This is a genomic window from Iodobacter ciconiae, from assembly GCF_003952345.1.
In the GTDB taxonomy this organism is placed as follows: Bacteria; Pseudomonadota; Gammaproteobacteria; order Burkholderiales; family Chitinibacteraceae; genus Iodobacter; species Iodobacter ciconiae.
Genome location: NZ_CP034433.1, coordinates 2,690,894 through 2,712,178 on the forward strand (window position 1 = coordinate 2,690,894; position 21,285 = coordinate 2,712,178).

The 21,285-nt window shown below is 50.1% G+C and carries 24 protein-coding genes and 1 other RNA gene; 15 read left to right on the top strand and 10 right to left on the bottom strand.

Features of this window, described 5'->3' with window-relative positions; translation table 11 throughout:
• The first annotated feature begins 12 nt into the window (after window positions 1-12).
• Both bufB and EJO50_RS11780 read left to right on the top strand, forming a co-directional pair.
• Entirely contained in the window at window positions 13-855 is an 843-nt protein-coding gene (gene bufB, locus EJO50_RS11775; RefSeq protein ID WP_125974376.1) for an MNIO family bufferin maturase, read from the top strand.
• Window positions 852-1,580 (top strand): HvfC/BufC N-terminal domain-containing protein, encoded by a 729-nt coding sequence (locus tag EJO50_RS11780; RefSeq protein ID WP_125974378.1) that lies wholly within the window; start codon window positions 852-854, stop codon window positions 1,578-1,580. The genes bufB and EJO50_RS11780 overlap by 4 nt, the downstream gene beginning before the upstream one ends.
• A 700-nt stretch (window positions 1,581-2,280) precedes the next feature.
• Here EJO50_RS11780 and cysK read toward each other — a convergent pair.
• Window positions 2,281-3,213, bottom strand: a complete 933-nt coding sequence (gene cysK, locus EJO50_RS11785; protein ID WP_125974380.1) for a cysteine synthase A — start codon at window positions 3,211-3,213, stop codon at window positions 2,281-2,283.
• Window positions 3,214-3,306: 93 nt separating this feature from the next.
• Between cysK and EJO50_RS11790 the strand changes: the two genes are divergently transcribed.
• A complete protein-coding gene (locus EJO50_RS11790) occupies window positions 3,307-4,515 on the top strand; it encodes a multifunctional CCA addition/repair protein (protein ID WP_125974382.1) in 1,209 nt (402 codons plus the stop codon).
• A 176-nt stretch (window positions 4,516-4,691) separates the two neighbouring features.
• On the opposite strand, the gene amt is transcribed toward EJO50_RS11790, so the two are convergent.
• Together amt and glnK are read right to left on the bottom strand one after the other, a co-directional pair.
• Complete coding sequence (gene amt / locus EJO50_RS11795; protein WP_125974384.1) at window positions 4,692-6,101, bottom strand: ammonium transporter; 1,410 nt, start codon at window positions 6,099-6,101, stop codon at window positions 4,692-4,694.
• A gap of 20 nt (window positions 6,102-6,121) precedes the next feature.
• Window positions 6,122-6,460: a P-II family nitrogen regulator gene (gene glnK, locus EJO50_RS11800; RefSeq protein WP_125974386.1), complete on the bottom strand. Its 339-nt coding sequence runs from the start codon at window positions 6,458-6,460 to the stop codon at window positions 6,122-6,124.
• 323 nt (window positions 6,461-6,783) lie between these two features.
• Here glnK and EJO50_RS11805 point away from each other — a divergent pair, with 323 nt between their 5' ends.
• A complete protein-coding gene (locus tag EJO50_RS11805) occupies window positions 6,784-7,044 on the top strand; it encodes an accessory factor UbiK family protein (protein WP_125974388.1) in 261 nt (86 codons plus the stop codon).
• Window positions 7,041-7,643: a ribosomal protein S5-alanine N-acetyltransferase gene (gene rimJ / locus EJO50_RS11810; RefSeq protein WP_125974390.1), complete on the top strand. Its 603-nt coding sequence runs from the start codon at window positions 7,041-7,043 to the stop codon at window positions 7,641-7,643. The genes EJO50_RS11805 and rimJ overlap by 4 nt, the downstream gene beginning before the upstream one ends.
• A gap of 142 nt (window positions 7,644-7,785) precedes the next feature.
• Here the strand turns inward: rimJ and rnpB are convergent.
• The 4 genes from rnpB to EJO50_RS11830 form a co-directional block, all read right to left on the bottom strand.
• Window positions 7,786-8,220: RNase P RNA component class A (gene rnpB, locus EJO50_RS11815), an RNA gene on the bottom strand.
• Between the two features lie 14 nt (window positions 8,221-8,234).
• On the bottom strand, window positions 8,235-8,726 hold the full coding sequence (locus EJO50_RS11820) for a hypothetical protein (RefSeq protein WP_125974392.1): 492 nt from the start codon (window positions 8,724-8,726) through the stop codon (window positions 8,235-8,237).
• Window positions 8,723-9,757 carry a dihydroorotase gene (gene pyrC, locus EJO50_RS11825; RefSeq protein WP_125974394.1) on the bottom strand — a complete coding sequence of 345 codons (1,035 nt, stop codon included), beginning with the start codon at window positions 9,755-9,757 and terminating at the stop codon, window positions 8,723-8,725. The genes EJO50_RS11820 and pyrC overlap by 4 nt, the downstream gene beginning before the upstream one ends.
• Before the next feature lie 40 nt (window positions 9,758-9,797).
• The gene (locus EJO50_RS11830) at window positions 9,798-10,037 is read right to left on the bottom strand and encodes a sulfurtransferase TusA family protein (RefSeq protein ID WP_125974396.1); all 240 of its coding nucleotides are present in this window, start codon (window positions 10,035-10,037) and stop codon (window positions 9,798-9,800) included.
• 206 nt (window positions 10,038-10,243) lie between these two features.
• Between EJO50_RS11830 and EJO50_RS11835 the strand changes: the two genes are divergently transcribed.
• The 8 genes from EJO50_RS11835 to EJO50_RS11870 all read left to right on the top strand — a co-directional run bounded on the left by EJO50_RS11835 (window position 10,244) and on the right by EJO50_RS11870 (window position 16,588).
• Entirely contained in the window at window positions 10,244-10,519 is a 276-nt protein-coding gene (locus EJO50_RS11835) for a PepSY domain-containing protein (RefSeq protein ID WP_125974398.1), read from the top strand.
• 247 nt (window positions 10,520-10,766) lie between these two features.
• Entirely contained in the window at window positions 10,767-11,690 is a 924-nt protein-coding gene (locus EJO50_RS11840; RefSeq protein ID WP_125974400.1) for a cation diffusion facilitator family transporter, read from the top strand.
• A 113-nt stretch (window positions 11,691-11,803) separates the two neighbouring features.
• Window positions 11,804-12,073, top strand: a complete 270-nt coding sequence (locus tag EJO50_RS11845) for a PepSY domain-containing protein (protein WP_206434379.1) — start codon at window positions 11,804-11,806, stop codon at window positions 12,071-12,073.
• Window positions 12,074-12,231: 158 nt separating this feature from the next.
• On the top strand, window positions 12,232-12,768 hold the full coding sequence (locus EJO50_RS11850) for a cytochrome b/b6 domain-containing protein (protein WP_125974404.1): 537 nt from the start codon (window positions 12,232-12,234) through the stop codon (window positions 12,766-12,768).
• A 229-nt stretch (window positions 12,769-12,997) separates the two neighbouring features.
• Window positions 12,998-13,663: a response regulator gene (locus EJO50_RS11855; RefSeq protein ID WP_125974406.1), complete on the top strand. Its 666-nt coding sequence runs from the start codon at window positions 12,998-13,000 to the stop codon at window positions 13,661-13,663.
• Entirely contained in the window at window positions 13,660-14,946 is a 1,287-nt protein-coding gene (locus EJO50_RS11860; protein ID WP_164521496.1) for an ATP-binding protein, read from the top strand. Before EJO50_RS11855 ends, EJO50_RS11860 begins: the two co-directional genes overlap by 4 nt.
• Window position 14,947: 1 nt before the next feature.
• On the top strand, window positions 14,948-15,925 hold the full coding sequence (locus EJO50_RS11865; protein WP_125974410.1) for a cation diffusion facilitator family transporter: 978 nt from the start codon (window positions 14,948-14,950) through the stop codon (window positions 15,923-15,925).
• 105 nt (window positions 15,926-16,030) lie between these two features.
• Window positions 16,031-16,588: a CNP1-like family protein gene (locus tag EJO50_RS11870; RefSeq protein ID WP_125974412.1), complete on the top strand. Its 558-nt coding sequence runs from the start codon at window positions 16,031-16,033 to the stop codon at window positions 16,586-16,588.
• Window positions 16,589-16,622: 34 nt separating this feature from the next.
• Here EJO50_RS11870 and proB read toward each other — a convergent pair whose 3' ends face one another.
• Complete coding sequence (gene proB, locus EJO50_RS11875; RefSeq protein ID WP_125974414.1) at window positions 16,623-17,750, bottom strand: glutamate 5-kinase; 1,128 nt, start codon at window positions 17,748-17,750, stop codon at window positions 16,623-16,625.
• Window positions 17,751-17,853: 103 nt separating this feature from the next.
• Between proB and msrQ the strand changes: the two genes are divergently transcribed.
• The gene (gene msrQ, locus EJO50_RS11880) at window positions 17,854-18,441 is read left to right on the top strand and encodes a protein-methionine-sulfoxide reductase heme-binding subunit MsrQ (RefSeq protein WP_125974416.1); all 588 of its coding nucleotides are present in this window, start codon (window positions 17,854-17,856) and stop codon (window positions 18,439-18,441) included.
• A 266-nt stretch (window positions 18,442-18,707) separates the two neighbouring features.
• Here the strand turns inward: msrQ and EJO50_RS11885 are convergent, their stop codons facing one another.
• Window positions 18,708-19,931 (bottom strand): HD-GYP domain-containing protein, encoded by a 1,224-nt coding sequence (locus EJO50_RS11885; protein WP_125974418.1) that lies wholly within the window; start codon window positions 19,929-19,931, stop codon window positions 18,708-18,710.
• Between the two features lie 125 nt (window positions 19,932-20,056).
• On the opposite strand from EJO50_RS11885, the gene EJO50_RS11890 reads away from it, so the two are divergent.
• The gene (locus EJO50_RS11890; RefSeq protein ID WP_164521497.1) at window positions 20,057-20,329 is read left to right on the top strand and encodes a 2Fe-2S iron-sulfur cluster-binding protein; all 273 of its coding nucleotides are present in this window, start codon (window positions 20,057-20,059) and stop codon (window positions 20,327-20,329) included.
• Window positions 20,330-20,425: 96 nt separating this feature from the next.
• Here the strand turns inward: EJO50_RS11890 and EJO50_RS11895 are convergent, their stop codons facing one another.
• Window positions 20,426-21,184: an IclR family transcriptional regulator gene (locus EJO50_RS11895; RefSeq protein WP_125974422.1), complete on the bottom strand. Its 759-nt coding sequence runs from the start codon at window positions 21,182-21,184 to the stop codon at window positions 20,426-20,428.
• Between the last annotated feature and the right edge of the window lie 101 nt (window positions 21,185-21,285).

The window sequence follows — 21,285 nt, forward strand, 5'->3', positions numbered from 1 at the left end:
GAGAGCATCCTCATGTTTAACAATTTACCCTGCGAGGCTGGGCTTGGCCTACGCGCTCCCCACGTTGCCGAGGTTTTGGTGCAGCGCCCGGCGGTAGCATGGTGGGAAGTCCACAGCGAAAATTATTTTGGCGGCGGCGAGCCGCTGGCTGCACTGTGTCATTTACGCGCGGATTATCCAGTAAGCTTACACGGCATTGGGCTAGGATTAGGCAGTTTAAGCCCACTCGACACTAAACATTTGGCTCAACTCAAGCAATTAGTAGCCCGGGTTGAGCCAGCCGCAGTGTCAGAGCATCTGGCGTGGAATCGGCACTCCGAGCGCTATTTTAATGACCTATTCCCTATTCCACGGGTAGCAGGGGTGATCGAACATTTGGTGGAACGCATTGTGCAAGTACAAGACGTACTACAGCGGCCAATTTTATTGGAAAACGTGTCGTCCTATGTGGGCTTTGCCGGTGAAATGATATCCGAGGCTGAATTGATGGCCGAACTAGTGCGCCGCACCGGCTGTGGTTTGCTGGTAGATTTGAATAATTTTTATGTCAACTCGCTCAATTTAGGGCTCGATGCCGAGCAAGAGCTATCTCGTATTACGGGCGACACAGTGCATGAAATCCATGTCGCCGGATTTGAATGGTTTGAAGGCACAGCGATTGATACCCACGGCGCGCCGATTAGCACCGAGGTATTGGCCTTGTTGCGATTGTCATTACAGCGCTGGGGGCCGAAACCGGTCTTATTAGAGCGCGATACAAATCTGGCAGATTTTTCTAGCTTATTCCAAGAATATTGCTCCTTAGATCAATTTGTTAATGAATCATTGATCAATACACCAGGGGTATATGCATGAACTACGTCCAGGCAATAACTACGTTTGCCGGTTTGCTGCTTGACCCACACTCTACCAAAGACGGTTTACACTTTGCCGAACGAATGCGCCACTATCGCGCCAATTGCCGGCTAAATCGTATTGCCGCGCTGCAAAGCATTTTTAGTAATGTCATGCAGTTGGTGGGAGAAGATTTCTTCGCCGCACTGGCACGGGAATATGTTGATGCAACCCCGGCTAACTCCGCCGACCTGCATGCAATGGGTGATGATTTTTCCAACTTTATTGCCCAATTTGCCCCTGCAGCCGAGTTGCCGTACTTAACCGATATGGCCAGAGTCGATTGGGCCCGCTGGCGTGCCTATCTGGCAACCGATGAGGCCGTGTTGGGATTGCCTGAGCTAGCCGAATTGGCCGCAACAGACTTTGCCAGTATGCAATTGCAGTTTCATCCCAGCTTGCAGCTAGTGCAGTCTGCCCAATGGCCGATTGCGGATATTTTGGCGATGCATGCGGGAGGGCCCAGCGCAGATCTTGCGCAGGGCGGACAGCAACTTTTAATCAGCCGGACTCAATGGCAGGCCATTAGTTTGGGGCAGTGGACTTTTGTGCAATCTTTAAGTGCCGGCGATTGTGTTGGCGATGCGCTGGAAGGCGCGCTGCAGATTGATCCGAATACGAATATCCAGAATATAATAAGCATTTTGTTTACGCAGAAATTGGTTCTAAACATTCAGGCATCTTAAAGAGGTTTTCGGCAAACTCACCTCCATTTAATTAGCACTATCGCAGCAAACCGGTGCGGAGCATTAATTTCAGCCGCCGGTAAAGTGGTTTTTAGTGTCCGCTAAGGCCGGGTAGCTCTTAGCACAGTACGCTGTTTCGTGTCATTTCAGAGGGCACCGTCTTGCTCGGCATCCAACAGAAACAGTGGTGCCCCCCCTTCGGACAGACCATACGGTTTAAGTTGGGTGGCGCAGTTCCGATCAATGGCTGCAGCCAATGACAAAATCTGAAGACACAAGCGGACTCCTTCCACATCAGAAAGTTCTCGACATTAGACCTCAGTCAAAAAAACACAATATTTTCAAGCCACCTAACCATTCATATTAAACCTTAAATATATTTCAAGTTCAGCCACAGAGATCTAGGTCATAACTCCCAACGAGGCTTAAAAACTCCTTTCTAAGCACGCAAAGCGAGAAATAAGCAGCTCGGGGCTTTAGCAAATGGGGAGCGGGCTTGCTCCCGAGCCGCCTTTTGCTCCAGGCTGATTATCCGCAGTGATGAGCCTTCATACTTTTGGGCTTGCGGCTTTGGCTCTTTTCTTAGGCAGCTCAAGAAAAGAGCGCCCCCACAGTGGCTATCGCTCCTAAATCAACGTGCCAAAGACATAAAAAGCATCTTTTTGAATTTAACTTAGCCCCGACGACGACGCCCCCAACATCAATCCAGCAAGCCTTCAAACAAAGGCGTAGATAGATAACGCTCGCCAAAAGAAGGAATAATCACTGCGATCAACTTGCCAGCGTTTTCCGGGCGCTTGCCCAGCTCGATGGCGGCCCAGGTTGCGGCTCCTGCGGAAATCCCTGCCAGAATGCCTTCTTGCCTCGCCAGAGCACGCGCCGTTGCAAAAGCATCTTCACTCTTTACCCGGATCACTTCGTCATAGCTTTCGATATTCAAAACGCCCGGTACAAAGCCAGCGCCTATCCCTTGAATAGGATGCGGGCCTTTTTGACCGCCGCTCAGCACCGGGCTGGCATCCGGCTCTACTGCCACTGCTTTAAATGAAGGTTTACGCGCTTTTAATACTTCTGAGATCCCTGTGATTGTGCCGCCTGTGCCCACACCTGCCACCAGAATATCGATCTGGCCATCAGTATCATTCCACAATTCTTCCGCCGTTGTACGGCGGTGGATTTCCGGATTAGCCGGATTTTCAAACTGCTGCGGCAAAAAGTAATTGCTGTGCTCAATCACCAATGCTTTTGCAGTAGCAATCGCCCCGCCCATCCCTTCTGCAGCAGGCGTCAGCACTAGTGTTGCGCCATAGCCGCGTAATAATGCCCGGCGCTCTTTGGACATACTTTCCGGCATAGTGAGAACCAGCTTATAACCGCGCGCCGCACAAACCATGGCCAGGCCAATGCCGGTATTGCCGGAAGTAGGCTCCACAATCACCGTATCCGGCCCGATCAGGCCTGCGGCCTCGGCGGCATTGATCATCGCCACCGCAATGCGGTCTTTCACCGAGTGCGAAGGATTAAAGAACTCCAGCTTTGCTACAATCGTTGCTCCGCTTACCTGTGCAACGCGATTTAACTTCACTAAGGGCGTATTGCCGATCAGATCGGTAATGCTGTTGGCGATTTTCATAGAGCCTCCTTATCATCAGTGCGTAAAAGACAATGAATTGTAGTGGCAATATAATTAACAGATAAAGTGACTAAAAAATCTAAGGAAAGATCAATGAAGGTTTATCGCGTTGGCGGTGCTGTAAGGGACAAATTGCTGGGCCTTCCGGTAAGAGATATCGATTGGGTGGTGGTTGGCAGCACGGCTGAAGCAATGCAAGCACTAGGCTACACGCCTGTTGGTAAAGATTTCCCGGTATTTTTGCACCCGAAAACGCATCAGGAATACGCCCTTGCCCGCACCGAACGTAAATCGGGCCATGGTTACAAAGGCTTTACCGTATTTGCAAGCGCAGATGTCAGCTTAGAAGAAGACTTACTACGCCGCGACCTCACCATTAACGCCATCGCCGAAGATGAAAACGACCAGATCACCGATCCGTTTAATGGCCGGGCAGATCTGACCGCCAAATTACTCCGCCATGTCTCCCCCGCTTTTAGCGAAGACCCGGTACGTATTTTGCGCCTCGCCCGCTTCGCCGCGCGCTTTGGCTTTGATGTGGCACCAGAAACGCTCACCCTGATGCAAGAAATGGTCAGCAGCGGTGAAGTTGATCATCTGGTGGCAGAAAGGGTGTGGCAGGAATTTGCCAAGGGGCTGATGGAAGACAGGCCATCTAAAATGTTTGAAATGCTGCGCCGCTGCGGTGCGCTGGCCCGTATTGCGCCGGAAATCGACGCACTTTGGGGCGTGCCGCAACGTGCCGACTATCACCCTGAAGTCGATACCGGCGTACATGTCATGATGGTGATCGACTACTGCGCCAGCCAGAACTGGCCGCTTGCTACCCGCTTTGCCGCGCTTTGCCACGATCTGGGTAAAGCCACCACGCCAGCCAATATTTTACCAGGGCATATCGGCCACGAAGCACGCGGCGTGCCGCTGGTAGATGCTTTATGCGAAAGATTACGTGTGCCTGGCGATTGCCGCGATCTGGCCCGCATGGTTTGCCGTGAACACACCCTTATCCACACCGCAGAACAACTACGCTCCGCCACCGTACTGGAAGTCTTTCAGCGCTGCGACGCATTCAGAAAGCCTGAACGCTTTAGCCAAATGCTCGACGCCTGCTTGGCGGATGCTCGTGGGCGAGCCACATTTGAAAACTGCGAATATCCGCAAGCAGCCTATTTATTAAAGCTACTGGCCACCGCCAATACGGTAAACAGCGGCGAGATTGCCCAAGGCTGTGAGGATAAAGCGCAAATCCCGGAGAAAATCAAACAGGCCAGAATTGCGGCCATCCAAGCGGCAAAGAAATAAAAAAGCCCGCCAGTTTCCTGGCAGGCTTCCCACAATACGCAGCAAATTAATCAGACAGCAATAAACCGAGACCTTTTAGAGAGAGAATGAGAAGACAGCTGCCTGATTTGCTTGCCGCAAATTGTTAATGCCCCAAGGCCATCGTAAAGATGGCCTTGGGACTTTATCTATATAAGCTATAGATTATATGCCTTTTCACCGTGGCTGGTCACATCCAGACCTTCGCGCTCTTCTTCTTCCGGTACACGCAGGCCAATCACCAGATCAACCAGCTTAAAGGCAATAATTGAAACCACCGCCGACCATAGCAAAGTTGTGCCTACGCCGATAGCTTGTATTTTTACCTGAGCAAGAATCGAATAATCAGCAGCTACTTTATTGCTCACATAATCCCAGATGCCCGTGCCGCCCAAATCTGGCGCAGCAAATACACCGGTCAGAATGGCCCCTAAAACTCCACCCACGCCATGCACACCAAACACATCCAGCGCATCGTCCACACCCAATAAACGCTTCAAACCATGCACGCCCCACAGGCAAATCACGCCTGCCAGTAAGCCAATCACTAAAGCACCGCCTACACCCACAAAGCCGCATGCCGGGGTAATCGCCACCAGACCAGCAACCGCACCTGAAGCCGCGCCCAGTAATGAAGGCTTACCTTTAAGCACCCACTCCGCCAGCAGCCAAGACATTGTTGCTGCCGCTGTTGCCAGCCATGTATTAATAAATGCCAGAGCCGCCACACCATTGGCTTCCAGAGCCGATCCGGCATTAAAACCAAACCAGCCAAACCACAGCAATGAAGCGCCAATCATAGTCATGGTTAAGCTATGCGGTGTCATGGCTTCACGGCCAAAGCCAATGCGTTTGCCCACCATAAATGCCCCGACCAAACCTGCAACCGCAGCATTGATGTGCACCACCGTACCACCCGCAAAATCCAGCGCACCTTTTTGGAATAAGAAACCAGCCGTGGCGGTTGCCGCATCTGCCGCAGCTTGCGTGAGGTACGCATCAGGGCCAGTCCAGTACCAGACCATATGAGCCATCGGCAGGTAGGAGAAAGTAAACCAGATTGCACAAAAGGCCATCACCGCAGCAAACTTAACCCGCTCGGCAAATGCCCCCACAATCAGGCCACAGGTAATGGCTGCAAATGCACCTTGGAAAACCACATAAATCAGCTCGGAAATACCGACACCCTTAGTAAAAGTGGCCGCAATCGAATCCGGCGTTACCCCTTTGAGCATCACTTTGCTGAACGAGCCAAAGAAAGCATTGCCTTCAGTAAACGCCAGCGAATAGCCATAGACTACCCACAGCACTGAAATCATTGCAAATACAGAAAACACCTGCATCAGCACCGACAACATATTTTTAGAGCGAACCAGGCCACCGTAAAATAGCGCCAGACCTGGGATGGACATCAAAATAACCAGCGCGGTGGAAATAAACATCCACGCGTTGTCCCCTTTATTGATGGTATCCACGATGGCAACCGGTGCAGATGCTGCAATTTCGACGGCAAAACCTTGTGCCGAGACCGCACCGAGGGCAAATGCTGTAAACAATTTTTTCATCATCTCTCTCCAGCAAAGTTCAATCAGATGGCGTCTTCGCCCGTTTCACCCGTACGAATCCGCACCACGTGCTGCAGATCAAATACAAAAATTTTGCCATCGCCAATCTTGCCGGTGTTGGCTGCCTTTTCGATAACTTCCAGCGTTTGCTCCAGCTGGTCATCAGCAATAGCCACTTCCACTTTTACCTTGGGCAGAAAATCCACCACATATTCGGCACCACGATAAAGCTCGGTGTGCCCTTTCTGGCGACCAAAACCTTTCACTTCGGTTACGGTTAAGCCCTGAACGCCAATTTCCGACAATGCTTCGCGAACCTCATCGAGCTTGAACGGCTTAATAATCGCAGACACGAATTTCATGGGGTGCTCCTTATAAAAGGTGGGGACGCTCATGGATTAGCACAAAGTGTGCCAAACAAAAAAACGCTCTGTTTTCATAAAGTTAACAACTAAGCAAGCAGGTGATGCTCCAACAATAGACGTTTCATGGTGCACTGCAACTTAAATTTGCACCAGAGTAGTGCGATCTAAAAATGGCAAGCTTCTGCTAAACTTAAAGATCAAACTGACCCCGTTTTCAGACGAAAGCCCTGAACACAGCACAGAGTAAGCTCTTAGAACAACGGGCCAGGGATGAGCCGCCACCGGCATACGGTGCAGTAACAACACTGAGGATATTTAACATGCTTAAAGATAAATTTTTTGATGAAATCGCCAGCAAAATCACCGAGGCAATTGCCGCCAGCCCAGCCAAAGATATGGAAAAAAACGCCCGTGCCATGATGGCATCGGCCTTTACCAAAATGGATTTAGTCACCCGGGAAGAATTCGAAATCCAGCAAGAGGTACTGGCTCGCACACGCGAAAAAATGCATGAATTAGAAGCCCGGATCAGCGAGCTGGAAACCAGACTACACGCCAATAACCCGCAAGATGCCTTATGAGCCTGGTGTTAAAAAATATCTTTCGAAAAGTACCAGAACCTGCACAGCTCGAAACTCAACGCTTAAGGCTTGTGCTGGCAGAGCCGGCACAAGCCGCGCTCTGGGCCGGCTTTCAGCAAAAAAATCGCAGCCATCTTGCCCCTTGGGACCCGCAAAGGGATGAGGATTTCTTTACCCCCTTTGCCTGGCAGCTCCGCTTAGAAAACGCCCGCCTGCAGTACCAGCAAGGCTCAGCCATTCATTGGGTGTTACTGGATAAACAGCAGGATGAAATGTTAGGGCAATGCAGCTTTAGCAATATTGTCCGTGGCTCTTTTATGGCCTGCCATCTGGGCTATTCGCTTGCAGCATCGGCAGAAGGCAAAGGGCTGATGAAAGAAGCACTTGACGCTGCCATCGGGCATCTTTTCAGCACTCAAGATTTACACCGGATAATGGCCAACCATTTGCCGCATAATCTGCGTAGCGCCAAACTCTTGCAACGCCTGGGCTTTGAGAAAGAAGGCTATGCCCGCTCTTACTTAAAAATTGCCGGAATATGGCAGGATCATATTTTAAATTCATTGCTTAATCCGGCGCACTTGCAAGCATCAGAATAAAAACAATTCTTATTTTATTTTTAAATCAATACAATTGGCTTTTCCCTGCCTTTTGGATTCCAGATTTGAATCTGGCAAGCAGAGTTTTCAAACGCAAAAAAGCCGATCCTTTTTTTTGGGATCGGCTTTCTTACTAATGGGGTTGCGGAGCCGACCGATAAGCCGGGTTTTGTAGCCTTGAGTTACCCCAAGGTGACAGTCATTCCTCTAGGCCCAGCATTGCTGCTGGGCTCGTGCAACCTACCCGTAGACTCGGCGGGCCACCTCAACGTCTACTGCTTGGTCTTGCTCCGGATGGGGTTTACCCTGCCGTCCGTGTTACCACGTCCGCGGTGCGCTCTTACCGGCAGACCTTGCGGCCTGCATCCCTGACGGGAACACCTTTTCACCCTTACCTGATCCCAATCCGGCCTTGTATCAATAAAGGCTTTCAACTTGGGCCATCGGCGGTTCAGCTCTCTGTTGCACTTTCCGTCGCCTTGCAACGCCCGGCCGTTAACCGGCATCCTGCCCTATGGAGCCCGGACTTTCCTCCCCCATACCCTAAAAGTATGGCAGCGACTGTCTGGCCTGCTCCGCAGAGGCGGATTATCACACCTCAGCGGCTGCCTGTGCAAACGGCAATCCACTTATTTGTGATAAATCACCGGCCATTTGCTGCGCTTTAGCGATTCCACGCTGGCTGGCAGGAAAATAAGCAAATACAAAACGACGGGAAATTTCGCCATCTTCGCTATTAATCAGGCTGAGCCAAACGCTATCCTTGCCAAAAACATTGGGCTCTTGCGTCAGTTCTACCTGCTCAAAAGCGCTCACAAGCTCGCTTTTTTTCCATACTGGCACAAGCCCCAGCAGCATGATGCGCCGCTCCAAAATAGTGCCGTCAGTGTATTGCTCAGCAGGCATCACCCAGAACATCAGCCCCAGAACGATCATGGAATACCAGAACACACCAAAAAAATGATTTTCAAAATGAGCCGAATCAACCAACGGCTGCCCCCACCAGGCAGCGGCAAGCATCGCTATACCAAATATCCACCAGCCGGGTTTGCTCACTGCCCTGCTAAGCAACATCGTTTTCAAATCAGCTTCCAATGGATTTCTTCCCCAGCACGTAAAGGCACGACATTGTGTTCGCCAAATGGATAACTTGCAGGCACGGTCCAGCTTTCTTTAACCAGCGTTACTGTATCCGTGTTTTCAGGTAAACCATAAAAAGCCGGCCCGTTTTTAGATGCAAAAGCCTCTAATAAATCAAGCGCACCCACCGATTCAAACGCTTCAGCATATAAGGCCAGAGCCGCATGAGCGGAATAAATACCCGCACAGCCACAGGCGGCTTCTTTGGTGTGCCTGGCGTGAGGCGCGCTGTCGGTTCCCAGGAAGAATTTCTTGCTGCCGGATGTCACCGCAGCCAGCAGCGCACGGCGATGTTCTTCACGCTTAAGTACTGGCAAACAATAATGGTGAGGACGAATTCCGCCGGTAAACAGCGCATTGCGGTTCATTAATAGGTGCTGCGGTGTCACCGTGGCGGCGATATTCGGGCCCGCTTTCAGCACATATTCAGCCGCTTGTTTGGTGGTGATATGTTCAAACACAATTTTTAACTTAGGCAATCTTTGTTGCAGCACCATCAGCACGCTATCAATAAATGCCGCTTCACGATCAAATACATCTATCTGCGGATCAGTCACCTCACCGTGCACCAAAAATGGCAAACCCAGCTCGGCCATTTTCTCTAAGGCGGGCATCACTTTATCAAAATTAGTTACGCCAGAATCCGAATTGGTCGTAGCGCCCGCCGGATAAAGCTTCACCGCTTTAACAAAGCCACTTTGCTTGGCTTTAGCAACTTCTTCGGCCGTTAAATGATCGGTTAAATACAGCACCATCAGGGGATCAAACTGCGCACCTGCAGGCAGTGCTTCTAAAATTCTTTGCCGATAAGCAAATGCGGCATCCACCGTTGTAACAGGTGGTTTTAAATTAGGCATGACAATTGCGCGGGCAAATTCTTTAGCAGTATGCGGTAAGACAGCAGCCATTAAACTGCCATCACGCAGATGCAAGTGCCAGTCATCAGGGCGAATAATGGTGATTGATTTGCTCATATAGTGATTCTCAATATTTATAAATAGTTTTATTGTTTTTTTAACGTTTACGAATCAAAAATAGAAATTTACCATCTTGCGGCCAGGTCTCAATGAGCTCATGTCCTGTCTGGCGGCAAAAAGCAGTGAAATCTGCCGGCGTCGCAGGATCGGTACAAATCACATGCAGCACTTCACCACTTTGCATCGTGGCAAGAGCCTTTTTGGTACGCAAGATGGGCAAAGGGCAGTTCAGGCCGCTTAAATCAGCGGCTTGCTGGTGCTCTGGGCGGCTGGACATGGCTGACTCCGGACAAAAGACCCCCATTGTAGCAAGCTAGTCAAGCCCTGCTGCAATCGTGTGCAGGAGAAGGCCACCGACGCGGTAAATAGAATCTTCTTTAGTGAACAAATACCATCACAAAACCATTTAGCACGCGCTTAAGTCTGGCTTCATCGTCCTGTGATTAAATGCCTTCATTCATTCACATCACTAAGAGAAACAGCATGAAAATCGCTCACTTACTGACTATTGCCACATTAGCCATTTCTTCGCTAGCCATAGCTGACAGCGATTACCTCTGCACCACCCACTCTAAAACAGAATGGGTGGCTGGCAGCGATGCTCACGCCAAAATCGTTGCCATGGGCTACAAAGTGAAAGAATTCAAAGAGTCTGGCAATTGCTACAAAATTGAGGGCTGGGATAAAAACGGCCAGAAAGTGGATGTTTACTTCGATCCAAAAACCCTGGCCGTTGTGCGCTCCAAAATCGATCATTGATACTTTATTTCAAAACAGGGGAACAGCCAGCCACATTTTTACCGTGCGCTGTACCATTGTTATAACTACAACTCAGTGCAATTTTGCCGCGGTGCAAAGTTGCACTTTTTACATGGGCAGTTGCCCCGGCTTCTCTCTTTTACTATTTACAAATTTCTTACAAAATATTTATGTAAAAATAGTACTAAATAAACCCACCGCTTTGAGTAGAAACAGACAGCAGCCGTCCTGCCATAAAGGATAAACAATGCCCCATACCGATCCCACCTCCGAAGTGCACAAACATACCTCGGCAGCCACCCGCAGTACGTGGGTCAGCGTAATCGTCAATATTATTCTGGCCAGTGCACAGGTTGTGATCGGGCTATTTGCCCACTCACAGGCACTGATCGCTGACGGGATTCACTCACTCTCTGATCTGGTATCCGATGGAGTGGTGCTCTTTGCCAGTCATCACAGCAAAAAAGACGCAGATGAAGACCACCCCTATGGGCACCAGCGTTTTGAAACTGCCGCCTCACTGATTATTGGCCTGATTTTACTGGCCGTGGGCATTGGCATGCTTTGGGCTGCATTCAATAAGCTGGAAGCTCCTGAAACTATCCAGAAAGTGCACGTTGTCGCGCTATGGGTAGCGGGCGCGGCACTAATCTCTAAAGAACTGCTGTTCAGATACATGCTCAGCGTGGCCAAACGGGTGAAATCCAGCATGTTGGTAGCCAACGCCTGGCACGCCCGCTCGGATGCGGCATCATCGCTGGTCGTTAGCTTGGGCATTATCGGTAATCTGCTTGGCTACCCTATTCTGGACCCGATTGCGGCGCTCTTAGTCGGCTTTATGATCAGTAAAATGGGCTGGCAATTCAGCTGGGATGCGCTGCATGACTTAATGGACAGAGCCGCCGACGATGATGAAGTTCAGGCCATCAGGCAAACACTGTTAACTACGCCAGGCGTACTGGGCGTGCATGACCTGCGCACGCGTAAAATGGGTGACATGATTGTGGTGGATGCCCATCTCGAAGTAGAAGCACTCATTACCGTAGAAGCGGGCCACGATATTGCCGTAGGCGCCCGGCAACGCGTTATGCAGCGGCACCGGGTGCTCAATTTAATGACCCACCTTGATCCGTCTCAAAGACCGGATTTAGACCATCAACCCCCGGCCTGAGAACAGGGCCTGCTTTAACAAAATATATTTTTTAGGTACCCAAACTTAAGTCTCGCTTAATGATGCTGTGTTGAAATGCAAGCTCTTCATCACTCCACCACTAAGGAATTATTATGAAAATCACGACCCTGCTTGCCCTTGCCACCCTCGCGGCTTCTTCCCTGTCCATGGCCAGCGCCAATTGCACACCGCACCCTAAAGCTGAGTGGCTCAGCTCAAGTGATGCTCAGAGCAAGATTGTAGCCATGGGTTACAAAATCAAAAAATTCAAAACATCCGGCCAATGCTACGAAATCTACGGCTGGAATAAAGAAGGCAAAAAAGCCGAAGTCTATTTCGATACCAAAACACTGGAAATCGTCAAATCCGAAATTGGTGATTAATTTAATACGGGCAGATCAAGAGGGGTGGGCACTTCCCACTTCCTCTCCGTTTAAGTAACGGTAATGATTCCGGCTGCAAATGCCTGACCGGGCTTTCGCTAGAGCCTCCCCTGAAAAATGCATACGCTGGCTTTACTTAAGTAGCAAGAAGGATCCGAATGAATCGAGTTAAAGTATGGGACCCGCTCGTGCGCATTTTGCACTGGAGCCTCGCTATTGCGGTGTTAGGTAATTTTCTAAACGAAGAAGGCGCGATCTGGCACCGCTGGGAAGGCTATACGGCGCTGGGTATTGTATGCACCCGCATAATCTGGGGATTTATCGGCAGCCGCCATGCCCGCTTTAGCGACTGGTTTCCTACCCCCAAACGCGTCATTCCCTATTTACAAGCCATGCGCCGGGGCCAGCACCCGCGTTTTCTTGGCCATAACCCGGCAGGGGCGGTCATGATGCTGTTTTTACTGATCATGACCCTCGCCATGGGGGGCACAGGCTATATGATGGGAACAGATGCTTTTTTTGGCGAAGAATGGCTGGAAGAATTACATGGCACGCTGGCTTACATACTTTTGGGCGGCGTGGGTCTACACATTGCAGCAGCACTTTTAGAAAGCTGGCGACATAAGGAAAATCTGCCTGCAGCCATGGTGCACGGTTATAAAAGGGCAGAAGCACCGGCAGAGGAAAATAGCTGAGCATCCCTGCTTATTTAAAGTACTTCAGCTTTAAAGCGGCCAAAGTATTAGAACCCTGAAGAGCGCAATATTTCACAGAGAAAAACAGAGACTACCCGGTTTTCTCTGTGCGCTTTATGCCCTGCATTTTTCTCTGAGGTTCAGAATTTGGCTATCGATCAAAACTCACTCCAAAAAATTTTGCCGGTCAGGCCCGGGTTTCCCTTGCCCAAACCACATAAGGATATCCATGCGCTTACTACTGGTTGAAGATGACGCCCTCCTGGGCGATGGCATTGCCGAAGGCTTAAGTGATGCGGGTTTTGTCGTCGACTGGCTAAAAGACGGGGAATCGGCAAGGCTGGCCTTAATGACCGAACACAGCTTCGATGGCGTGGTGCTTGATATCGGCTTGCCACGCATGGATGGTTTGCAACTTTTAGCATGGATACGCCGTGAGCGCGCCCATCTGCCGGTGCTGCTGCTCACCGCCAGAGACAGCATTGAAGACCGGATCAAAGGCCTGGATGCAGGGGCGGACGATTACCTGATCAAACCCTTTGCCCTGGGGGAGCTCTGCGCACGGGTACGTGCCCTGGTGCGCCGAGGCAAAGGCAAACACGATGGCGAGCTATGCTGGCAGGATCTGGTGCTCGACCCCGTACATCAATCGGTACAGCAGGCAGGCCAGATACTTAATCTAACCGCAATGGAGTACCGCCTGCTGCACCTTTTGATGGCTAATCATCCTCATTATTTATCGCGCCCTCAGTTTGAAGAAAAACTTTACGGCTGGCAGCAAGATATTGAAAGCAACACACTGGATGTACATCTCTCGCATTTACGCAAAAAACTAAGCAATGTAGTAATTCGCAATGCGCGTAATCTGGGATGGCGGCTGGAAGAAAAAGAATGAAAAACTGGCTGCAAAGCGCTTCACTTGCCACTCGGCTTACCCTGCTGGTGCTGCTGCTCACCTCGCTAACCTGGGCAGCGTTTAGCGCCGTGCTGCTGTATGAAACCCACGATGAAATCAGTGAATTACTGGATAAACAGCTCTACGTTTACACCGATCTGCTATGGCAAAGTCTGGGGGATGACGATGACTTACAATTTAGCCCGCTCCGAAAACCCGACCATCTGCCCCGGGTTGCATTCAGCCTCTATAGCCATAGCGGACAATTACTTCTGTCCAGCAGTGAACACGCCCTGCCTTTTCAGGAAAAACCAGAAAAAAAAACCCAGACCATTGAACTCGATGGCAACCACTGGGAAATCGCAGTTCGTCAGGATGATGAACGTCAGCTCATTGTCGGCGAGCCTCACCAAAAGCGTGACAAACTGATTGACGAAATTGTGGCCTATGTTGGCCTGACGGCCGGGCTGGCCCTGGCTATTTTACTACCGCTCTTACTGCTGGCCATCCGCCATGGTCTGTTGCCACTCAAAGCGGTCGATGCCGAACTTGCCCGCCGCGCCCCCGATAATCTGGAAGCACTCACTTTGCCTGTGCCGCGTGAAATTGCACCACTGCGCAATCGCCTCAATACACTCTTTGCACAGGTAAGCGCCACACTGGAAAAAGAGCGGCGCTTTACTGCCGATGCCGCACACGAGCTTCGCACACCTCTGGCTGGATTACGCGTACAAATCGAGCTGGCCCAGAGCAGCCCACGCCCGGCCGCCCGCGAAAAAGCATTAAAACAGGCCCTGCTGGGTGTAGATCGCAGCACCCATTTGGTGGCTCAGCTATTAGAAATGGCAAGGCTGGACTACGCAGCGATAGAAACCGGGCTCAATATTGATATGGAGCAGCTTGCCAGGCAAGCACTGCAAGACGCAGGACTGGAGCAAAGCTGTTTGCAAACGGAAAACGTTTACCCCTGGCGGGGGCATGCCGGATTACTGGCTCTGCTGCTTCGCAACTTACTTGATAATGCCAGGCGTTATGCCGGAGAAAATGCAGCAATTACGCTCAGACTCAATCAAAATAGTATCTGCATCAGCGATGATGGCCCCGGCGTTCCACCCGAAGTATTAACACGCCTGGGAGAGCGTTTTTACCGCCCGCCCGGGCAAAACCAGACAGGTGCAGGGCTGGGCTTATCAATCGTATACAGAATTGCCGAGTTACACCAAGCCAGCATCTCCCTAGCAAGCGATCAAGGCTTCCAGATAACGATACGTCAGGAAAAGTAAGATGCCACATCAGCACGATCACCCCCATGATCAGCCCGGCGGGCATAATGAGCACCACGATCACAGCTTTGATCACGCCCATCATCACCACGATCACGGCAAGCCCAGCTCGCAAAAAAGGCTGTTACTGGCTCTGATCATCACGGGTGGCTTTGGCATCATTGAATTAATTGGCGGTGTAATGACCGGCTCGCTGGCGCTGATTTCAGATGCAGGCCACATGTTTACCGATACTGCCGCACTGCTCCTTGCCCTGATCGCCAATATTATCGGCCAGCGCCCTGCCAACACCGCTAACTCCTATGGCTATGCCCGTGCCGAAGTGATAGGCGCACTCATCAACAGCCTTGCCATGATTGCCCTGGTGGTATGGATTGTGGTCGAAGCGGTGAGCCGTCTGCTCGCCCCGCAGCCAATCAACGGCATGGGCGTGATGATTATTGCGGTGATCGGGCTGGTCGTAAATATCATCTCCGCCTGGCAGCTCTCGCATGATCACGACAATATGAACAGCCGTGCGGCAATGATTCATGTGCTGGGTGATTTACTGGGGTCTGTAGCGGCCATCACCGCAGGTGCAGTGATTTACTTTACCGGCTGGCAAGCGATTGATCCGATTTTATCGGTTGTCGTTTCCATGCTGATTTTGCGCTCGACCTGGAACCTGCTCCGCCAGGCAACCCATGTTTTAATGGAAGGTGTACCGCAGCACTTGAATTTAGAAGAAATTGGCAATGCACTGGCGGCAGAAAAAGGGGTGGTGCAGGTCAATGATCTGCATATCTGGAATATATCGGGTGGCAAAGTGGCATTATCAGCGCATATCGTGATTGAAAAGCCTGAAACCTGGCCCTTGCAGCTTCAGCACATCAACCACATGCTGGGCGAGCATTACGATATCCAACATATTACCCTGCAGGCTACATGGTTTAGTATTCGCCCCACGCGTAGTATTCCTATCCGCCGCATCCCACACTAGGCTCTGCTGACATCCGTTTGGCTCCTGCGTTGCACCAAACACAGCGGCAAAAAAACACCAGCGGGGCCTGACGGGCACGCTTTAAATTATTGTTTAAGGATCAATATGCAACGTTTTCTTCTAGTCGCCCTGCTGGCCCTGCCAAATCTTGCCAGTGCATCCGAATACAGCAATGCCCCGCCACCGGGCGTAGAGCGCAATAGCGGAACAACTTTCTCACACCTGCTAAAAGAGACGCCACAGCCCATCCCGCAAGAAAAAGAATTCACCAGAGCAGACCCGGAAAAGCTTCAAAAATGGCAGGAATTTAGTGCTAACTACGACTCCAGAATGAATAAATTTGAAGTTGCACTCGATAGTATTGTGGTCGGAGAAGATGACATTATTCGCTATGCAGCCGCCGTAACCAGCAAGGGTAGCAAGGTGAGAAATGTCAGCTTTGAGGGAATTGATTGCAAAACCAATCAATATCGCAGCTATGCCTACTTAAGCGGCAATCAATGGCAAAACCTCAACCGCCCGTGGGAGGCGATTTTTAAAGGCAAACGCAATGGCTATCAATACAAACTGGCCAAAGAGTTTTGCTGGGGAGACGCGCCAACCACGGTAGAAAACATCGTTAACTCAATGACATCGAACGAACTACCGAAGATAGTTCGCTAGGCGCAAAATGGAGGGCAGGCTTTGCCCTCACAAATTACCCCCCCATCAACACCATATTGTCGCGATGAATCAGCTCTGATTCATCGATATACCCCAGGGTAGCCTCGATCTGCCCTGTGGGTAAGCACATAATGCGGCGGGTTTCGGCAGCACTGTAATTGGCCAGACCACGGGCAATTTCTAAGCCACTGGCATCCACACAGCTCACCACATCGCCACGCAGAAAATCACCAAGCGCTTCTTTTACACCAATTGGCAACAGGCTGGAGCCCTGTAAACGCAGCGCCCGTACTGCCCCTGCATCCAGCACCACACTACCTTTAAGCTGCAGATGATCAGCAATCCATTGTTTTTTGGCCGCGAGCGGTGTTGATTGGGCAGTTAACTGGGTACCAATCCGCTCACCCCGGGCAAGACGCGCTAAGACATCCGGCTCCCGTCCGCAAGCAATCACGGTTGACGCGCCACTTCTGGCAGCACGCTTGGCAGCAATAATCTTGGTATACATGCCGCCCGTGCCCACGCTGGATCCTGCGCCGCCCGCCATATCTTCCAGGCTGGCGTTCCCTGCTTCTGCCTCTTTAACCAGCCTGGCATCAGGATTGGAGCGGGGGTCCGCTGTATAAAGCCCGGTTTGATCAGTGAGAATAATCAGCGCATCGCCTTCGATCAGATTGGTCACCAAAGCACCCAGGGTATCGTTATCGCCAAATTTAATTTCGGCGGTAACCACCGTATCATTTTCATTGATGATGGGAATCACGCCCAGATTCAGTAAAGTCATCAAGGTTGAGCGGGCATTTAGATAGCGGGTACGATCGGCCAGATCTTCATGTGTCAGCAGAATTTGTGCTGTTTTCAAGCCGTAAGCGCGAAAAGCACTCTCATAAGCTTGGCACAGCCCCATTTGCCCAACCGCCGCAGCAGCCTGTTTTTCGTGCACTGACGTCGGTTTTTGCGACCAGCCCAAACGCGCCACCCCTTCGGCAATGGCGCCTGAGGAAACCAGCACCACCTGTTTGCCCATTTTCGAGACTTCGGCAATTTCCTGCGCCCAGCGCAAAAGGGCAGCGTGATCGAGGCCACGGCCTTCATTAGTAACCAGGCTGGAGCCAACTTTCACCACAATACGGTGTGCGGCGTGAATAATGCTCTGCGACATTGCTATTTCCTTATGCGAGGATGAGCATTATACCGGCCGGATGTCAGATTAAGCAGTATCACGTGACTAAACCATTAACCCCATACTTTATGAGCTTGCCACAATGCGTTTTAGCAAACCCATCCTCTTTATTACCTGTTTACTGCCTATGGCCTGGATTTTATTTGCAACAGGGCAAGCCATTAATCCAATTGAATTTTTAACCCGGCAAACCGGCACATGGACACTGAATTTCCTGCTGATTACCCTTGCAGTTACTCCGCTTCGCCGCCTTAGCGGCTACGGAAAACTGCTTCTTTACCGCCGTATGCTCGGGCTTTATGTGTTTTTTTACGCCTTTATCCACGCGCTGACGTTCTTTGCATTCGATCATGGCTTAGACCCGGCCGCTATCTGGCACGACGTGATCAAACGCCCTTTTGTTAGCGTTGGGTTTTTAGCTTTTGTCTTGCTCATTCCACTGGCCGCCACATCGAATCAAGCGGCGATCCGCAAATTAAAGCGCCAGTGGCAACGCCTGCATAAGCTGGTTTATCTGATTGCGGGCCTGGGTGTGCTGCATTATCTGTGGCTGGTAAAACGGGATTTAACAACCCCTCTTATCTACGCAGCTATTTTAGGATTGCTATTTCTGATGCGCACGCCAATGGCGAGGCGATTGGATGGGATGCTGAAGCTAAAAGGTCTTTAGTAAAAACATATAAACCCCAGGTTCTGTAGGCACAGAGCACTCAGAGATAAAAAGCAGAACACCAAGAATTCATAAAAGAAGATTGAGGTTTATTTATCTCGAATATTTAAGTCGTCATCTCCGAATGCATTTATCGGAGATCCGGTGAAAACACTGAATTCCCGTCAGAGCAATAAAACTGAATAGTCAGAACCTCCCTTAGTGGTTTCTCTGTGTGCTGCTTTTTAACTTCCCGCTCTCTGTGTCTACAAACCTTTTTTGTCTTTTTACCCAGGAGGGATAAGAAAGCGGGTGATATCGATTCCCCATTTATCTGGTAATTCATGCCCCATAATCCGGTCTGCCCCGCCCAGCCCCATGGATCTTGATAAGTCGATTTCCACCGGCGGAATATAAGTATTAGCCTTGGTACTAAAAATAGCTTTGACTCTTGGCATTAATAAATTGCCTTCGTTTTGCTCCAGCACCACCGCCAAACGCCCTGACTCCAATTTCACCAGAGAGCCCACAGGATAAATACCTACAGTGCGCATAAAGGCTTGAACCAGTGTTGGATTAAAGTGAAATTTGCTCCATTCCCATAGTTTTTTCAAACCCTCCGATGGAGGCATGCCTGTGTGGTAACAACGATCGGATGTAATTGCATCATAAACATCCACCACCGATGCCATTTGTGTTAATTGGGTAATATTTTCACCGGGTAATTTATGCGGATAACCACTACCATCCATGCGCTCATGATGGTGAAGTGTAATTTCTAATGGAATTTCACCAATTGAATCAACCTGCGACAATATCTTAAAGCCCTCCATTGGATGAGAGCGCATTATTTCAAATTCAGCTTCTGTCAGGCGTCCCGGTTTATTTAAGATTTCATTGGGCACCATAATTTTTCCTGTATCGTGCAATAAACCGCCAATACCGGCTTGCCGAATTAATTCGGCAGGAAAATTCATACTTTTAGTAAACGTCACCATCAAAGTACAGACGCTCACCGAATGTAAAAAAGTATATTCGTCTTTATCTTTAATTCCCGATAAGCCTAATAAAGCACTGCTATTACGCAAAATAGAATCAGTAATAGCCTCAACAACTTCTTCCACGTCATCCATTTGAATCGCTTTGCCCATCCGCGCGTCCTGCATAACCGTGCGCACCAGATTATGTGCCTGCTTATGAATCCGCTTAGCGCGACTCATTTCCTCGGTAGTGGAGACTTGGATAACCGGAGCAGGTGCAATAGCGACCTTGACCATTTCGGCTTCAATGGATGCATTCACCTCTTCTACAGTAGGTGCATGAGCATAATCAAGCCCGCGCTCGGTATCGATGTAAACCTCGCGAGCGCCTGAAGCAAGAATCTTTTGTAAATCATCCTCAGTTTTTACTACAAACTGCTTACGCAAAAATGGATGATCCATCCAGTCCACATTCAGATCATGGATATACATGCCGATCTTCAGCACTTCCGTGGGTATTTTCTTGATCATAGCCAGTTACAATATGGATTGTTTCTTCATCTTAAACCAAGCTTAGCTCCCCGCACATGTACAAATTAACTTTCATTAACTTACAAGATACCAGCTATCTGGAATGCACCGCCCAAGCAGAAAGTATGCTTATTTCTGCTGTCAGAACATTAGTTAGTGATGGAAAATTACAACTGGCATGGCGTTGTGGTCAGGGAACCTGTGGTGCATGTAAAGTACGTTTAGAGCATGCAGCTAGCGGCAGCATGACTTTACTGGGTAGCAAAGAAAGAAACGTGATGATCCGCCATGCGGGGCTGGCCGCTAATTCCCCGCTTCTGGTGACCGATACGCCTGATCTGGTGCGCCTGGCCTGCCATATTCAAATCAATAGTGATTTAACGATTTATGTCGGGTGATGATTAGGGTGCTGATCAGAGGCCGAAAAGATCTGCAGGTACAGAAGAACAGAAAGAATACTAAAAAGACTAAATAACTGGTGCTCTTGGGCCATCTCAAGCCGCCCCCATCCTGCGGCTAATCACCCTTGTGGCTTCCAGTAATCTTTGTACCAGCTCGCTTTCTGCGCTGGGTTGCAGGGTGGATGAAGATGAGCCCACTACAGTTACTACACCAATAATCTGATTGCGCGCATCAAATACCGGGGCAGAGATCGCATCAACGCCGCTGATCAGCAGGCCTTGAATGCTGTGCCAGCCCTGGCTGCGAATTTTTGCTAACAGCATATTGATTTCCTGAGCGCCGCTCTTGGTAATCGCCGCCTCCTGTAGTAAACGCTTCAGCTCCTGCTCGGGTAAATATGCACTAAACACAAAACCCGTAGCCGATTTAAACGCGGGCAGTACCGATCCCACCTGGGTAATCAGGCTAATGGATCTAAGCGCCTGCTCAACTTGCACCACCGTTGCACCCTTATTTCCCCATACCGCAAAAAACACCGTTTCATTCAGCTGATCACGCAAATTTAAAAGGTAAGGCGTGGCAACTTTTAATACATCCATTTTACCCAGCGCAATCAGGCCGACCCGCAGCGCTTCTTGGCCCAGAGCGTAATGATTACTGGCTAAATCTTGCTCGGCAAAGCCAGTAGCCATTAACGCCTGCAAATAGCGATGCACCTTGCTGGCAGGCATTTGCAAATGCTCCGCCAGCTGGGTCAGGGACGTGGCCGGGGCCAGATCGGCCAGCGCTTTTAATACCTGAGCTGCCACCTCTGCCGAGCCCACACTTTGCCGTCTGTCATTTTCTGCCATGCTGTGTTTATCACTGAAATCCGATGGGCGTTTATAACTTGACGAGTATTTAAAATCAAATTATGTTTTGCGTAAACCAATTACGCATAACGTAAAAAGGA

What these genes read in the sequence shown, in the direction of transcription:
- rimJ (WP_125974390.1), top strand. Translation starts at nt 7,041, where the DNA reads ATGAGCCTGGTGTTAAAAAATATCTTTCGAAAAGTACCAGAACCTGCA.
- EJO50_RS11850 (WP_125974404.1), top strand. Translation starts at nt 12,232, where the DNA reads ATGAATCGAGTTAAAGTATGGGACCCGCTCGTGCGCATTTTGCACTGG.
- amt (WP_125974384.1), bottom strand. Translation starts at nt 6,101, where the DNA reads ATGATGAAAAAATTGTTTACAGCATTTGCCCTCGGTGCGGTCTCGGCA.
- EJO50_RS11860 (WP_164521496.1), top strand. Translation starts at nt 13,660, where the DNA reads ATGAAAAACTGGCTGCAAAGCGCTTCACTTGCCACTCGGCTTACCCTG.
- EJO50_RS11855 (WP_125974406.1), top strand. Translation starts at nt 12,998, where the DNA reads ATGCGCTTACTACTGGTTGAAGATGACGCCCTCCTGGGCGATGGCATT.
- EJO50_RS11890 (WP_164521497.1), top strand. Translation starts at nt 20,057, where the DNA reads ATGCTTATTTCTGCTGTCAGAACATTAGTTAGTGATGGAAAATTACAA.
- bufB (WP_125974376.1), top strand. Translation starts at nt 13, where the DNA reads ATGTTTAACAATTTACCCTGCGAGGCTGGGCTTGGCCTACGCGCTCCC.
- cysK (WP_125974380.1), bottom strand. Translation starts at nt 3,213, where the DNA reads ATGAAAATCGCCAACAGCATTACCGATCTGATCGGCAATACGCCCTTA.
- EJO50_RS11845 (WP_206434379.1), top strand. Translation starts at nt 11,804, where the DNA reads ATGAAAATCACGACCCTGCTTGCCCTTGCCACCCTCGCGGCTTCTTCC.
- EJO50_RS11870 (WP_125974412.1), top strand. Translation starts at nt 16,031, where the DNA reads ATGCAACGTTTTCTTCTAGTCGCCCTGCTGGCCCTGCCAAATCTTGCC.
- EJO50_RS11895 (WP_125974422.1), bottom strand. Translation starts at nt 21,184, where the DNA reads ATGGCAGAAAATGACAGACGGCAAAGTGTGGGCTCGGCAGAGGTGGCA.
- EJO50_RS11835 (WP_125974398.1), top strand. Translation starts at nt 10,244, where the DNA reads ATGAAAATCGCTCACTTACTGACTATTGCCACATTAGCCATTTCTTCG.
- EJO50_RS11805 (WP_125974388.1), top strand. Translation starts at nt 6,784, where the DNA reads ATGCTTAAAGATAAATTTTTTGATGAAATCGCCAGCAAAATCACCGAG.
- glnK (WP_125974386.1), bottom strand. Translation starts at nt 6,460, where the DNA reads ATGAAATTCGTGTCTGCGATTATTAAGCCGTTCAAGCTCGATGAGGTT.
- EJO50_RS11790 (WP_125974382.1), top strand. Translation starts at nt 3,307, where the DNA reads ATGAAGGTTTATCGCGTTGGCGGTGCTGTAAGGGACAAATTGCTGGGC.
- EJO50_RS11865 (WP_125974410.1), top strand. Translation starts at nt 14,948, where the DNA reads ATGCCACATCAGCACGATCACCCCCATGATCAGCCCGGCGGGCATAAT.
- EJO50_RS11885 (WP_125974418.1), bottom strand. Translation starts at nt 19,931, where the DNA reads ATGATCAAGAAAATACCCACGGAAGTGCTGAAGATCGGCATGTATATC.
- proB (WP_125974414.1), bottom strand. Translation starts at nt 17,750, where the DNA reads ATGTCGCAGAGCATTATTCACGCCGCACACCGTATTGTGGTGAAAGTT.
- pyrC (WP_125974394.1), bottom strand. Translation starts at nt 9,757, where the DNA reads ATGAGCAAATCAATCACCATTATTCGCCCTGATGACTGGCACTTGCAT.
- EJO50_RS11840 (WP_125974400.1), top strand. Translation starts at nt 10,767, where the DNA reads ATGCCCCATACCGATCCCACCTCCGAAGTGCACAAACATACCTCGGCA.
- EJO50_RS11780 (WP_125974378.1), top strand. Translation starts at nt 852, where the DNA reads ATGAACTACGTCCAGGCAATAACTACGTTTGCCGGTTTGCTGCTTGAC.
- EJO50_RS11830 (WP_125974396.1), bottom strand. Translation starts at nt 10,037, where the DNA reads ATGTCCAGCCGCCCAGAGCACCAGCAAGCCGCTGATTTAAGCGGCCTG.
- msrQ (WP_125974416.1), top strand. Translation starts at nt 17,854, where the DNA reads ATGCGTTTTAGCAAACCCATCCTCTTTATTACCTGTTTACTGCCTATG.